The organism is Streptomyces sp. P17, from assembly GCF_032436805.1.
Lineage (GTDB): Bacteria > Actinomycetota > Actinomycetes > Streptomycetales > Streptomycetaceae > Streptomyces.
This window is the reverse complement of sequence record NZ_JAVRBF010000010.1, coordinates 103493-116387: the sequence shown is the minus strand read 5'-3', so window position 1 is coordinate 116387 and position 12895 is coordinate 103493. Positions and strand designations below refer to the sequence as shown.

Genomic DNA, 12895 nt, shown 5'->3' with positions numbered 1-12895 from the left:
CATTCAGTGCCGTTGTGGAGGGCGCCTGGCCGCCCTTCTGTACAGGGCGACCCGAGCGACATACCCCGGGTCCCGCCGCTGGAAGTCGGCCGAGCCGGGATCCCAGACGAAGACGCCTGCCTCCACCGCAACCGCCACGCGCTTGCCGTCGGCCCGGACGCCGTGCTCGTCGGTGCGCCGGGGAAAGCCCAGGACGCGGAAGGCGTGGTCCCACACCGCCGTACCGCCGTCTCCTCCAGCGTCAGCAGCGCCATGTCGCCGCCACCGTCGGACGTGACCGGACGCCAGTGGGTGACCGCGGCCCGCAGCCGGCCCGAGGGCGGGGTCAGGAGCGGGAAGTCGACGGTCACCGGGGAGGCGGGGGCGTCTCCTCGGTGTCGGAGGTGCCGAGCGCGCTCGCCACGACGTGGGCGCGTGTGCACAGCGTTCGCTCGGCGACGAGAAAGCCGCTGCCCGTGACCTGGCCGTCCTCGCTCCAGAAGCGCGCGATGGCCCCCGCGAGTCCCCGCCCTCCGCGCTGGGCGTGATGCCGAACTCGACGGTCACCTCCGCGGGCGGTCTCGACAGGCGTCTGGCGTCGTCCAGGACCGCGCCGAGCGCGGGGCGGACCCGGCCGAGTGCCTGCTGGAGGGTCTCGGCCGCGCCGGCCATCACACCCCCGCGCGAGACGCGCTGCACTCCCGCAGGGCCGTCACCGGCCAGCTCCAGCAGCACGATCTGCCCGTCGTCCAGAAGCAACTCGCCCACGTAGGCCACTCCGCGTCCTCTCCCGCGTCCGCCGTACCCCGGTTCGGGGCATACGCGCCATTGCGGGAGCTCACGGTGCGTGGCACGAGCGAGATCACGGAATGCCGCCCGGCCGAGGGGAATTCACCGCGAGCGGCCTTCGCGGACCGGCCCGCCGTGCTTGCGGTGTGGAACTCAGCACACTCCCTCGTCGCAGGTCAAAGGCAAGTTGACGGCCCTTCCGGGGCCGTGGTGGACTGCCGGAGCCATGTACGGCGGCAAGAGAGGAAGCCGGTGTGAGTCCGGCGCGGTCCCGCCACTGTCACCGGGGTAGATAGCCCCGGGAGCCAGGAACTCTCACCGCCGGTCTCGTCGAACCAGGGCGTGGACACCCTGAGTGAGGACATATCGCGATGCTCGCCTGCCGATCGACATCCAGTACCAGACCCGCGTCTGACTCCGCGATCGGCTGAGCCGATGCGGGCCGATCGCGTCTTCGCGTACGGCGCCGCCGCCGGCCTCCTCGGTGATCTGCTCCTCGGCGATCCGCGCCGCGGGCATCCGGTCGCCGTGTTCGGTCGGGCCGCGGGTGCCGTGGAACGCCTGTTGTGGCGTGACAACCGAGGACGGGGCGCGTTGCACACCGCCGTGTGCGCCGGTGGCGCCGTCGCCATGGGTGCTGTCGCGGCTCGTTCCGTACGGCGCTCCCCTGTCGCTTCCGTCGCCCTGACCGGGCTGGCCACCTGGGCCGTCGTCGGCGGGACTTCGCTCGGCCGGGAGGCTCGGGTCATCGCGCAGGCGCTTCACCGAGGGGACGTCGAGGCTGCTCGGGCGCGGCTGCCGCATCTGTGCGGGCGGGATCCTCAGGCGCTGGACGCCGACGGAATCGCGCGGGCGGTCGTCGAGTCCGTCGCCGAGAACACCTCCGACGCCGTGGTGGGGGCGCTGGTGTGGGGGGCCCTGGGCGGGGTGCCCGGGCTTGTCGGGTTCCGGGCCGTGAACACGCTTGACGCCATGGTCGGTCACAAGTCGGCCCGTTACCGGCGCTACGGCTGGGCCTCCGCTCGCCTCGACGACGTCGCCGGGTGGCCGGGGGCGCGGCTGACCGCCGTACTCGCCGCCGTGGCCGGGGGAAGTCCCCGGGGGGCCGTGCGGGCCTGGCGTGCCGACGCCGCGAAGCATCCGAGCCCCAACGCCGGGCCGGTGGAGGCGTCGTTCGCGGGGGCGCTGGGAGTGCGGCTCGGCGGGACCTTGTCGTACGGCGGGCGTATCGAGCATCGGCCGGTGCTGAACGGGGAGGGGCGTGCTGTGGAGGTCGGGGACATCGAGCGGGCCGTACGGCTGTCCCGGCGGGTGAGTTGGCTCGCGCTCGGGGTCAGTGTCGCCGCGCGCCGGATCGTGAAGGGGCGTACGCCGTGAACGGGGGGCTGCTGGTCGCCGGTACGACGTCGGACGCCGGTAAGAGTGTGGTCACCGCCGGTATCTGTCGGTGGCTGGTCCGGCAGGGGGTCAAGGTCGCGCCCTTCAAGGCGCAGAACATGTCCCTCAATTCGTTCGTGACCCGGGAAGGCGCCGAGATCGGGCGGGCCCAGGCCATGCAGGCCCAGGCCTGCCGTGTCGAGCCGACGGCGCTCATGAATCCGGTGCTGCTCAAGCCCGGTGGCGAGCAGAGCAGTCAGGTCGTGCTCATGGGCAAGCCCGTGGGTGAGCTCAGTGCGCGGGGCTATCACGGGGGCCGGCAGCGGCAACTCCTCGGGACCGTGCTCGACTGTCTCGCCGAGCTGCGGGGCACGTATGACGCGGTGATCTGCGAGGGGGCCGGTTCCCCGGCCGAGATCAATCTGCGGCGCACCGACATCGTGAACATGGGCATCGCACGCAATGCCGCTCTGCCCGTCCTCGTCGTCGGTGACATCGACCGCGGCGGCGTCTTCGCCTCCTTCTTCGGAACTGTCGCCCTGCTGTCGCAGGAGGACCAGAAGCTGGTCGCCGGGTTCCTGGTGAACAAGTTCCGGGGAGACGTCAGCCTCCTCGAACCCGGTCTCGACATGCTCCACGGTCTCACCGGGCGGCACACCTACGGCGTGCTGCCCTTCCAGCACGGCCTCGGGATCGACGAGGAGGACGGCCTGCGCGTCTCCCTGCGGGGAGCCGTACGGGAGTCCCAGGTCTCCGCTCCCGTCGGCGAGGACGTCCTGCGCGTCGCCGTCTGTGCCGTCCCCCTCATGTCCAACTTCACCGACGTCGACGCCCTCGCCGCCGAACCCGGCGTCGTCGTGCGGTTCGTGGACCGGCCGGAGGAGTTGGCCGACGCGGATCTGGTCGTGATCCCGGGTACTCGGGGGACCGTAAAAGCGCTGGAATGGCTGCGCGGGCGGGGCCTTGCGGAGGCTCTCGCGCAGAGGGCCGCTCAACGACAGCCCATCCTCGGCATCTGCGGCGGCTTCCAGGTCCTCGGCGAGCACATCGAGGACGACGTCGAGAGCCGGCGCGGGCATGTCGAGGGCCTCGGCATCCTGCCCGTGCGGGTGCGGTTCGCCCGCGAGAAGACCCTCACCCGGCCGACAGGGGAAGCCCTCGGCGAGCGGGTCGAGGGGTACGAGATCCATCACGGGGTCGCTTCCATAGCCAGCGGCGAACCCTTCCTCGACGGGTGCCGGGTCGGGCAGACCTGGGGCACCCACTGGCACGGCTCCCTGGAGTCGGACGGTTTCCGGCGCGCCTTCCTTCGCGAGGTGGCCGCCGCCGCGGGCCGTCGCTTCGTACCGGCCGCCGACACCTCGTTCGCCGCGCTGCGCGAGGAGCAGCTCGACCGGCTCGGCGATCTGATCGAACAGCACGCGGACACGGACGCGCTCTGGCGGCTCATCGAGTCGGGCGCGCCACAAGGACTGCCTTTCATTCCACCGGGAGCGCCCGCATGAGCACAGTGTTGTTGTTGTCGACCGCCGACACGGATCTGCTGGCGGCCCGGGCCGCTTCCGGCACCGACTACCGGATCGGCAACCCGACCCGGGTCGATGTCACGGAGGAGCTGCCCTCGCTCATCGAGGGCTCCGACATCGCCGTCGTACGGCTGCTCGGCGGCAAGCGCGCCTGGGAGGACGGGCTCGCCGCGCTGAAGGCGTCCGGCATCCCGACCGTGCTGCTGGGCGGCGAGACCGTCCCGGACGCCGAGTTGATGGCCGAGTCCTCGGTCCCCGCCGGTGTCGTCGCCGAGGCGCTGAAGTACCTCGTCGAGGGCGGGCCCGCCAACCTCACCGAACTCGCCCGGTTCCTCTCGGACACCGTGCTGCTGACCGGCGAGGGCTTCGTCGAGCCGCAGAAGATGCCGGAGTACGGCGTCCATGGCGGCCATGAGATCCGGCCGGGCCGTCCGACCGTCGGCGTGCTCTTCTACCGGGCCCATGAGCTCAGCGGCAACACCGCCTTCGTGGACACCCTGTGCGACGCGATCGAGGCCGGCGGCGCCAACGCCCTTCCGGTGTACTGCGGTTCGCTGCGCGGCGCCGACGCGGGGCTGTACGAGATCCTCGGCAAGGCCGACGCCCTCGTCGCCACCGTCCTCGCCGCGGGCGGCACCCACGCCTCGCAGGCCTCGGCCGGCGGTGACGAGGAGGCCTGGGACATCGGTGCTCTCGCCGATCTCAACGTCCCTGTGCTGCAAGGGCTTTGCCTGACCTCGTCGCGACAGGCGTGGGACGAGTCCGACGCCGCCCTCTCCCCCATGGACGCGGCCATGCAGGTCGCGATCCCGGAGTTCGACGGGCGGCTCATCACGGTGCCGTTCTCCTTCAAGGAGCAGGGGCCCGACGACGTCCCGGTGTACGTCGCCGACCCCGAGCGGGCCGCGCGCGTCGCCGGAATCGCCCTGCGGCACGCACGGTTGAAGCACAAGCCGAACGCCGAGAAGCGCCTCGCGCTGGTCTTCACCGCCTATCCGACCAAGCACTCCCGGGTCGGCAACGCGGTCGGACTCGACACGCCCGCCTCCGCGGTCCGGGTGCTGGACGCGCTCAAGGACGCCGGGTACTCCCTCACCGAATACCCCTCCGGCGGCGACGAGCTGATCCACCGGCTCATCGAGGCCGGTGGTCATGACGTCGAGTGGCTGACCGAGGAGCAGCTGGCCTCCGCGCCCGCGCGCGTGCCGCTCGCCGACTACCGGGCCTGGTTCGACAAGCTCGACCCGGAGCTCAGGGACGCCATGCTGGAGGCGTGGGGCGAGCCACCGGGGTCGCTGTACGTCGACGGGGACGAGATCGTGCTCGCGTCCCTGCAGTTCGGCAATGTCGTGGTGATGATCCAGCCGCCGCGCGGCTTCGGCGAGAACCCGATCGCGATCTACCACGACCCGGACATGCCGCCCTCGCACCACTACATGGCCGCGTACCGCTGGCTGGAGAACTCCTTCGGCGCCGACGCCATCGTCCACATGGGCAAGCACGGCACGATGGAGTGGCTGCCGGGCAAGGGGCTCGGGCTCAGCGGGGGCTGCGCGCCGGATGCCGTGCTCGGTGAACTCCCGCTGATCTACCCCTTCATCGTCAACGACCCCGGCGAGGGCACCCAGGCCAAGCGGCGCGGGCACGCCACGGTCGTCGACCACCTCGTACCGCCGATGGCGCGCGCCGACACCTACGGTGACCTGGCGAAGCTGGAGCAGCTGCTCGACGAGTACGCGCTCGTGTCCGACCTGGACCCGACGAAGGCGCCGGCCGTGCGGGCGCAGATCTGGACGCTGGTGAAGGCGGCCGAACTGCACCACGATCTGCATGTCGAGGACCAGCCGGACGACGAGGCGTTCGACGAGTTCGTCATGCACATCGACGGCTATCTGTGCGAGATCAAGGACGTGCAGATCCGCGACGGGCTGCACATCCTCGGCGGCGGGCCGGTCGGTGAGCCGCGCGTGAACCTGGTGCTCGCCGTGCTGCGCGCCTCGCAGGTGTGGGGCGGGCAGGCGAACGCCCTGCCGGGACTGCGGTCCTCGTTCGCGGCCCATTTCGGGCTCAGCGAGAAGGAGTTGCTGGCCGAGCCGGGCGCGCCGGTGAAGGTGCCGGTAGAGCTGACCGAACTGGTCGAGGGTCCCTCGCGTACGGCCGCCGACGCGATCGATCTGCTGGAGCAGCTGTGCCGCCGGGTCGCGGAGGGCATGGAGGAGCGGGAGTGGCGGGCCGCCGCGGTACCGGCTCTCGTGCACGAGGTGGTCGGCACGGAACTGCCCGACGCCGTGGCCGTGTTGGAGTTCGCCTGCGACGAGGTCGTACCGCGTCTCGCCCGGACGACGGACGAGATCGGGCACATCCTGCGGGCCCTGGACGGCGGTTACGTCCCCGCCGGGCCGTCCGGATCGCCGACCCGCGGTCTGGTCAACGTGCTGCCGACCGGCCGGAACTTCTACTCCGTCGACCCCAAGGCCATTCCCTCCCGGCTGAGTTGGGAGGTCGGACAATCCCTGGCCGACTCGCTGGTCGCCCGGTATCTCCAGGACACCGGCGAGTACCCGAAGTCCGTCGGGCTCACGGTGTGGGGCACCTCCGCCATGCGCACCCAGGGCGACGACATCGCGGAAATCCTGGCGCTGCTGGGCTGCCGTCCGGTCTGGGACGACGCCTCGCGCCGGGTCACCGGGTTCGAGGTGGTGCCCCTGGAGGAGCTGGGTCGGCCGCGCATCGACGTCACCGTCCGGATCTCCGGGTTCTTCCGGGACGCGTTCCCGCATGTGGTCGCGCTGATCGACGACGCGGTACGGGCGGTGGCCGACCTCGACGAGCCCGCCGAGAAGAACTTCGTGAAGGCGCACGCCGACGAGGACACCGCCGAGCACGGAGACCGACGGCGGGCCACCGCGCGGGTCTTCGGCTCCAAGCCGGGCGCGTACGGCGCCGGTCTGCTGCCGCTGATCGACGCCCGCAACTGGCGCTCCGACGCCGACCTGGCCGAGGTGTACGCGGTGTGGGGCGGTTACGCCTACGGGCGGGGGCTCGACGGGCGGGCGGCGCGCGGGGACATGGAGACGGCGTTCAAGCGGATCGCGGTCGCGGCGAAGAACGTCGACACCCGTGAGCACGACCTGGTCGACGCCGACGACTACTTCCAGTACCACGGCGGCATGGTCGCCATGGTCCGCCATCTGACGGGCGCCTCCCCCGAGGCGTACGTCGGCGACTCCGCCACCCCCGACCAGGTCAGGACCCGCACGCTGGGCGAGGAGACGCACCGTGTCTTCCGCGCCCGCGTGGTCAACCCGCGCTGGATGGCGGCGATGCGCCGGCACGGCTACAAGGGCGCCTTCGAGATGGCGGCGACCGTCGACTACCTCTTCGGCTACGACGCCACCGCCGGGGTCGTGGACGACTGGATGTACGAGAAGCTCAGCGCGGAGTACGTCTTCGACCCGGAGAACCGGGACTTCATGAAGAAGTCCAACCCCTGGGCGCTGCGCGGGATCACCGAGCGGCTGCTGGAGGCCGCCGACCGCGGTCTGTGGGCCGAGCCGGACGCGGAGACGCTGGAGCGGCTGCAGGCCACGTATCTGGAGCTGGAAGGCGACTTGGAGGGCGACCAGTGACCACCCCCTTCCCGTTCACGGCCGTTGTCGGCCAGGACGACCTGCGGCTCGCGCTGCTGCTGAACGCCGTATCGCCGGCCGTCGGCGGTGTGCTGGTGCGCGGCGAGAAAGGCACCGCCAAGTCGACGGCGGTACGCGCTCTTTCGGCGCTGCTGCCGGAGGTGCCGGTCGTCCCCGGATGCCGTTTCTCCTGTGACCCGGCGCAACCGGACCCCGCCTGCCCGGACGGGCCGCACGAGCCCGGCAACGGCACCGCCCGCCCCGCCCGTATGGTCGAACTCCCCGTCGGCGCCTCCGAGGACCGGCTTGTCGGTGCTCTCGACATCGAGCGGGCGCTCGCGGAGGGCGTCAAAGCCTTCGAGCCCGGTCTGCTCGCCGACGCCCACCGCGGCATCCTCTACGTCGACGAGGTCAACCTCCTCCATGACCACCTGGTCGATCTGCTGCTCGACGCGGCCGCGATGGGTGCGTCGTACGTGGAGCGGGAGGGTGTGTCCGTACGGCACGCCGCCAAGTTCCTGCTCGTCGGCACCATGAACCCCGAGGAGGGCGAGCTCCGGCCGCAGCTCCTCGACCGGTTCGGGCTGACCGTGGAGGTCGCGGCCTCGCGGGAGCCCGATCAGCGGGTGGAGGTCGTACGGCGGCGGCTCGCCTACGACGACGATCCGGCCGGATTTGTCGGCCGTTGGGCCGACGAGGAGGCGTCCGTACGTCAACGTATCGTCGCCGCACGGGAGTTGCTGCCGTCGGTGCGGCTCGGGGACGGGGCGCTCCGGCAGATCGCGGCGACCTGCGCGGCCTTCGAGGTGGACGGGATGCGTGCCGACATCGTGATGGCGCGTACCGCCACGGCGCTGGCCGCGTGGGCCGGGCGTACCGACGTGCTTGCTGAGGACGTGCGGCAGGCCGCGCTGCTCGCGCTGCCGCACCGGCGGCGCCGTAACCCCTTCGACGCGCCCGGACTTGACGAGGACAGGCTGGACCAGACGCTGGAGGAGTTCTCCGGTGAGGACGACGAGGACCCCGGTCCCGACGGGCCGGGCGGGGGCGGTGGGCAGCCGGCCCCGGACGCGGGGCCGCAGGACGGGGACACGGGTGCGCGGCCCGAGGCAGGTGAGGGCGGCGAGCCGCAGCCCTCGGGAGCCGGTGAGCAGCAGCCCGTACGGGCCGCCGAGCCGTTCCGCACCAAGGTGCTGAGCGTGCCCGGGATCGGTGAGGGGGCCGCGGGGCGGCGTTCGCGGGCGCGGACCGAGCACGGGCGGACGACCGGTGCGCGGCGTCCTCAGGGCGCGCTGACCAAGCTGCATCTGGCGGCGACCGTGCAGGCGGCCGCCCCGCATCAGCGGGCGCGTGGGCGGTCCGGGCGGGGGCTTGTCGTACGGCGGGACGATCTGCGGCAGGCGGCCCGGGAGGGGCGTGAGGGCAACCTCGTGCTGTTCGTGGTCGACGCGTCGGGGTCGATGGCGGCGCGGCAGCGGATGAGTGCCGTGAAGGGGGCCGTGCTGTCGCTGCTGCTGGACGCTTATCAGCGACGGGACAAGGTGGGTCTGGTGACGTTCCGGGGGTCCGCCGCCGATGTGGCGCTGCCGCCCACGTCGTCCGTGGACGCGGCCGCGGCTCGGCTGGAGTCGCTGCCGACCGGTGGGCGTACGCCCTTGGCCGCGGGGCTGCTCAAGGCGCATGACGTGCTGCGGGTGGAGCGGCTGCGGGATCCTGCGCGGCGGGCGCTTCTCGTGGTGGTGACGGACGGGCGGGCCACCGGGGGCCCCGAGCCGGTCGCGCTGGCCGGGCGGGCCGCTCGACTGTTCGCTGCCGAGGGGGTCGCGTCCGTTGTCGTGGACTGTGAGTCCGGGCCCGTGCGGCTGGGCCTCGCCGGGCAGTTGGCCGGTGAGCTGGGCGGTACGGCGGTGACGTTGGACGAGTTGCGGGCCGACTCGATCGCCGGTCTGGTGAAGGACGTACAGAGGAGGGCCGCGTAATGCCTCAGGGGCAGCCGAGTGTGATCCCGGACGACGGGCTGACCACGCGACAGCGGCGTAACCGGCCGTTGGTCGTGGTGCATACGGGCATCGGGAAGGGCAAGTCCACCGCCGCCTTCGGGCTTGCGCTGCGCGCCTGGAATCAGGGGTGGCCCATCGGGGTGTTCCAGTTCGTGAAGTCGGCGAAGTGGAAGGTCGGCGAGGAGAACGCGCTGCGGGTGCTCGGTGCCAGCGGTGAGGGCGGGTCCGTCGACTGGCACAAGATGGGGGAGGGCTGGTCGTGGGTGCAGCGCGATCAGCAGATGGACAATGAGGAGAAGGCCCGGGAGGGCTGGGAGCAGGTCAAGCGGGATCTGGCGGCCGAGACGTACAAGCTGTATGTGCTGGACGAGTTCGCCTATCCGATGCACTGGGGGTGGGTCGACACCGATGAGGTCGTCGACGTGCTGCGCAATCGGCCGGGGACCCAGCATGTGGTGATCACCGGGCGGAACGCTCCCGGGAAGCTCGTCGACTTCGCCGATCTCGTGACCGACATGTCCAAGGTCAAGCACCCCATGGACGCCGGGCAGAAGGGGCAGAGGGGCATCGAGTGGTGACGTCTTCCGTCCCTCGGCTGGTCATCGCCGCGCCCTCCTCCGGGAGCGGGAAGACCACCGTTGCCACGGGGTTGATGGCCGCGTTCACCGCGCGGGGGCTTGCCGTGTCCCCGCACAAGGTGGGTCCTGACTACATCGACCCCGGGTATCACGCGCTCGCGACCGGGCGGGTGGGACGAAATCTCGACGCGTATCTGTGCGGGCCGGAGTTGGTCGGGCCCTTGTTCCTGCACGGCGCGCGCGGGTGTGACGTCGCTGTCGTCGAGGGGGTCATGGGGCTGTACGACGGTGCCGCGGGGGAGGGTGAACTGGCGTCCACCGCGCATGTCGCGAAGCTGTTGCGGGCGCCGGTGGTGCTCGTCGTGGACGCGTCGTCGCAGTCTCGGTCCGTGGCGGCGCTGGTGCATGGGTTCGCGTCCTGGGATCCGGAGGTTCGGGTCGGGGGGGCGATCCTCAACAAGGTCGCTTCCGATCGGCACGAGGAGTTGTTGCGGGAGGCGTTGGAGTCGGCCGGGGTGCCTGTGCTGGGGGTGCTGCGGCGGGTTGCTCAGGTGGATACGCCTTCTCGGCATCTGGGGTTGGTGCCGGCGGCTGAGCGCAGGGCTGCGGCCGTGGAGGCTGTGGGTGCGATGGGGGCGCAGGTCGCTGAAGGGTGTGATCTGGAGGGGTTGCTGGCGCTGGCGCGGGGAGCGGGTTCTTTGCCGGGTGCGGCTTGGTCTCCGGCTGAGGCCGTGGTTTCTTCGCCCCCGCCGCCCCTTCCCGTCCCGACCCCGGGGGCTGCCGCCCCCGGACCCCCGCTTCGGCCCGAAGGGCCTCGTCCGCAAACGCCGGACGGGCTGGTTGTTGCCGTGGCCGGTGGATCTGCGTTCACCTTCTCCTACGCCGAGCACGCCGAGTTGCTCACCGCCGCCGGTGCCGAAGTCGTCCCTTTCGATCCGCTGCGGGATGAGCAACTGCCCGACGGTACCCGGGCTTTGGTCATCGGGGGTGGCTTCCCGGAGGTGTATGCCTCCGAGCTGTCCGCCAACGAACCTCTGCGTAAAGCCGTGACCGCCCTCGCAGAGACCGGTGCTCCCGTCGCCGCCGAATGCGCCGGGCTGCTCTATCTCTGCCGTGCGCTCGACGGGCTTCCCATGTGCGGGGTTCTGGATGCCGACGCTCGTATGTCCGAGCGGCTCACCCTCGGGTATCGGGATGCCGTGGCCGTGAGTGACAGTTCGCTCGCCGTCGCCGGGACGCGGATGCGAGGGCACGAGTTTCATCGGACCGTCGTCGAGCCGGGCGCGGGGGCGGCTCCCGCATGGGGCGTGCGTGCCCCTGCGCGGCGCGTCGAAGGTTTCGTACAACAAGGTGTGCACGCGAGTTATCTGCACACGCACTGGGCGTCGCAGCCCGGTGTCGCCCGTCGGTTCGTGGAGAGGTGCCGGACGTCATGAGCAGCAGCAGGTTGATCGGAGTCGGGGTGGGTCCCGGCGATCCGGAGCTGGTGACCGTCAAGGGCGTGGGCGCTCTGCGCGCGGCCGATGTCGTCGTCGTGCCCGTCATGGCTGCATTTGACGGAAAAGATGGCGGTGAGCGGGGGCGGGCCGAAGCCACCGTTCTGCACTATGTCGACCAGAGCAGGATCGTCCGCGTCGTCTTCGCTCTCAATGAGCGGACCGATCGCGCTCGCCGTGAGGCCGCCTGGGACGCCGCCGGGGAGCGCGTCGCGCAGCTGCTGCGCGAGCACGCCGTTGTCGCCTTCGCCACCATCGGCGATCCCAACGTGTACTCCACCTTCACCTATCTCGCCCTGACCATCGGGGAGTTGCTGCCGGACACCGTCGTCGAGACCGTTCCCGGCATCACCGCCATGCAGGATCTCGCCGCCCGTTCCGGTGCCGTGCTCACCGAAGGGACCGAGCCGCTCACCCTCGTTCCGGTCACCGCCGGGGCCGCCGTGCTCAAGGACGCGCTCGCCGGGCCCGGGACCGTCGTCGCCTACAAGTTCGGGCGGCAGGCCGGTGAGGTCGCCGAGGCCCTCCGGGAGACCGGGCGGATCGATGACGCCGTGTGGGGTGCCGCGCTCGGGCTGCCCGAGGAATCCATCCGGCGCGCCGCCGAACTCGACGGGGCGCCGCTGCCGTACCTCTCCACGCTCATCGCGCCCGCCCGGCGCGACGGCGGTCGGGGCGGGAAGTTGTGAGCGCCTCAGGACCCCGGCACTCCCACCACCAGCCAGATGAACCCCGCCCCGGCGATCGTGCACAACAGTGTCGGTCCCGCCGGGTGTTCGTGGTGGGCCTCGGGGAGGATCTCCGCCGCGGCGAGGTAGACCAGCGCGCCGCCGAACAGGCCGAGATGGCAGCCGAGCAGGCCCTCGGGGACGGTCACGAACGTCGTCGAGGCGGCGCCCACCACGGGCGCGACCGCGTCCGCGAACAGCATGGCGAGGGCTCGGCGGCGGGCGTTCCCGTACAGGCTGGTGATCGTGTACGTGTTGAAGCCGTCCGCGAAGTCGTGGGCGATGACGGCCAGGGCCACCGCCGTGCCCATGCCGCCGCCCACCTGGAACGCCGCGCCGATCGCCACGCCGTCCATCGCGCTGTGGCCGACCATCGCCGCGGCCGCCGTCAGGCCCGCCTCGGGGGCCCGGCCGTCCTTCTCCTCCGCGCCGTGCGCGGCCTGACGGGCGGCCAGCAGCCGTTCCACCAAGTGGGCCAGGAGGAAGCCGGCCACGAACAGGAGCAGCGCGGCCGGTACGCCGTAGACCTCCTCGCCCGCCGCCTCCAGCGCCTCCGGCAGCAGGTCCAGGCCGACCACGCCCAGCATCAGGCCGCCGGCCAGGCCCAGGACCAGATGGCGGCGGTAGGTCACGCGCTGTGCCGTCCAGCCGCCGACCAGCGTCATCAGGAACGCGCCGAGCGCCACGAAGACCGCCACAGGGCCTTGCTATCGGATCGGCGCTCGTCCGTGCGGGTCCGACGCCCGCGTACCCCCTGACTTTTCCGCCCCGAACGCCATACCGAGAGGACCGA

General features: G+C 71.7%; 9 protein-coding genes and 1 riboswitch. Of the genes, 7 read left to right on the top strand and 2 right to left on the bottom strand.

What is annotated here, in order from left to right; translation table 11 throughout:
- Window positions 1-3: 3 nt before the first annotated feature.
- Complete coding sequence (locus RMT89_RS09045; RefSeq protein ID WP_315883272.1) at window positions 4-747, bottom strand: CU044_2847 family protein; 744 nt, start codon at window positions 745-747, stop codon at window positions 4-6.
- A gap of 214 nt (window positions 748-961) precedes the next feature.
- Window positions 962-1104: riboswitch (cobalamin riboswitch) on the top strand.
- 99 nt (window positions 1105-1203) lie between these two features.
- Here RMT89_RS09045 and RMT89_RS09040 point away from each other — a divergent pair.
- Genes RMT89_RS09040 through cobI form a run of 7 tightly spaced genes read left to right on the top strand, consistent with a single transcriptional unit; the run spans window position 1204 to window position 12063 of the window.
- The gene (locus RMT89_RS09040; protein ID WP_315883271.1) at window positions 1204-2145 is read left to right on the top strand and encodes a cobalamin biosynthesis protein; all 942 of its coding nucleotides are present in this window, start codon (window positions 1204-1206) and stop codon (window positions 2143-2145) included.
- Window positions 2142-3650 (top strand): cobyric acid synthase, encoded by a 1509-nt coding sequence (locus RMT89_RS09035; protein ID WP_315883270.1) that lies wholly within the window; start codon window positions 2142-2144, stop codon window positions 3648-3650. Before RMT89_RS09040 ends, RMT89_RS09035 begins: the two co-directional genes overlap by 4 nt.
- Entirely contained in the window at window positions 3647-7300 is a 3654-nt protein-coding gene (gene cobN / locus RMT89_RS09030) for a cobaltochelatase subunit CobN (protein WP_315883269.1), read from the top strand. The genes RMT89_RS09035 and cobN overlap by 4 nt, the downstream gene beginning before the upstream one ends.
- Entirely contained in the window at window positions 7297-9279 is a 1983-nt protein-coding gene (locus RMT89_RS09025; protein ID WP_315883268.1) for a putative cobaltochelatase, read from the top strand. Before cobN ends, RMT89_RS09025 begins: the two co-directional genes overlap by 4 nt.
- Entirely contained in the window at window positions 9279-9878 is a 600-nt protein-coding gene (cobO, locus tag RMT89_RS09020; protein WP_315883267.1) for a cob(I)yrinic acid a,c-diamide adenosyltransferase, read from the top strand. The genes RMT89_RS09025 and cobO overlap by 1 nt, the downstream gene beginning before the upstream one ends.
- Window positions 9875-11314: a cobyrinate a,c-diamide synthase gene (locus RMT89_RS09015; protein WP_399497811.1), complete on the top strand. Its 1440-nt coding sequence runs from the start codon at window positions 9875-9877 to the stop codon at window positions 11312-11314. Before cobO ends, RMT89_RS09015 begins: the two co-directional genes overlap by 4 nt.
- Window positions 11311-12063 carry a precorrin-2 C(20)-methyltransferase gene (cobI, locus tag RMT89_RS09010; RefSeq protein WP_399497808.1) on the top strand — a complete coding sequence of 251 codons (753 nt, stop codon included), beginning with the start codon at window positions 11311-11313 and terminating at the stop codon, window positions 12061-12063. The genes RMT89_RS09015 and cobI overlap by 4 nt, the downstream gene beginning before the upstream one ends.
- Before the next feature lie 5 nt (window positions 12064-12068).
- Here cobI and RMT89_RS09005 read toward each other — a convergent pair whose 3' ends face one another.
- Window positions 12069-12800 (bottom strand): ZIP family metal transporter, encoded by a 732-nt coding sequence (locus tag RMT89_RS09005; RefSeq protein WP_315883264.1) that lies wholly within the window; start codon window positions 12798-12800, stop codon window positions 12069-12071.
- Between the last annotated feature and the right edge of the window lie 95 nt (window positions 12801-12895).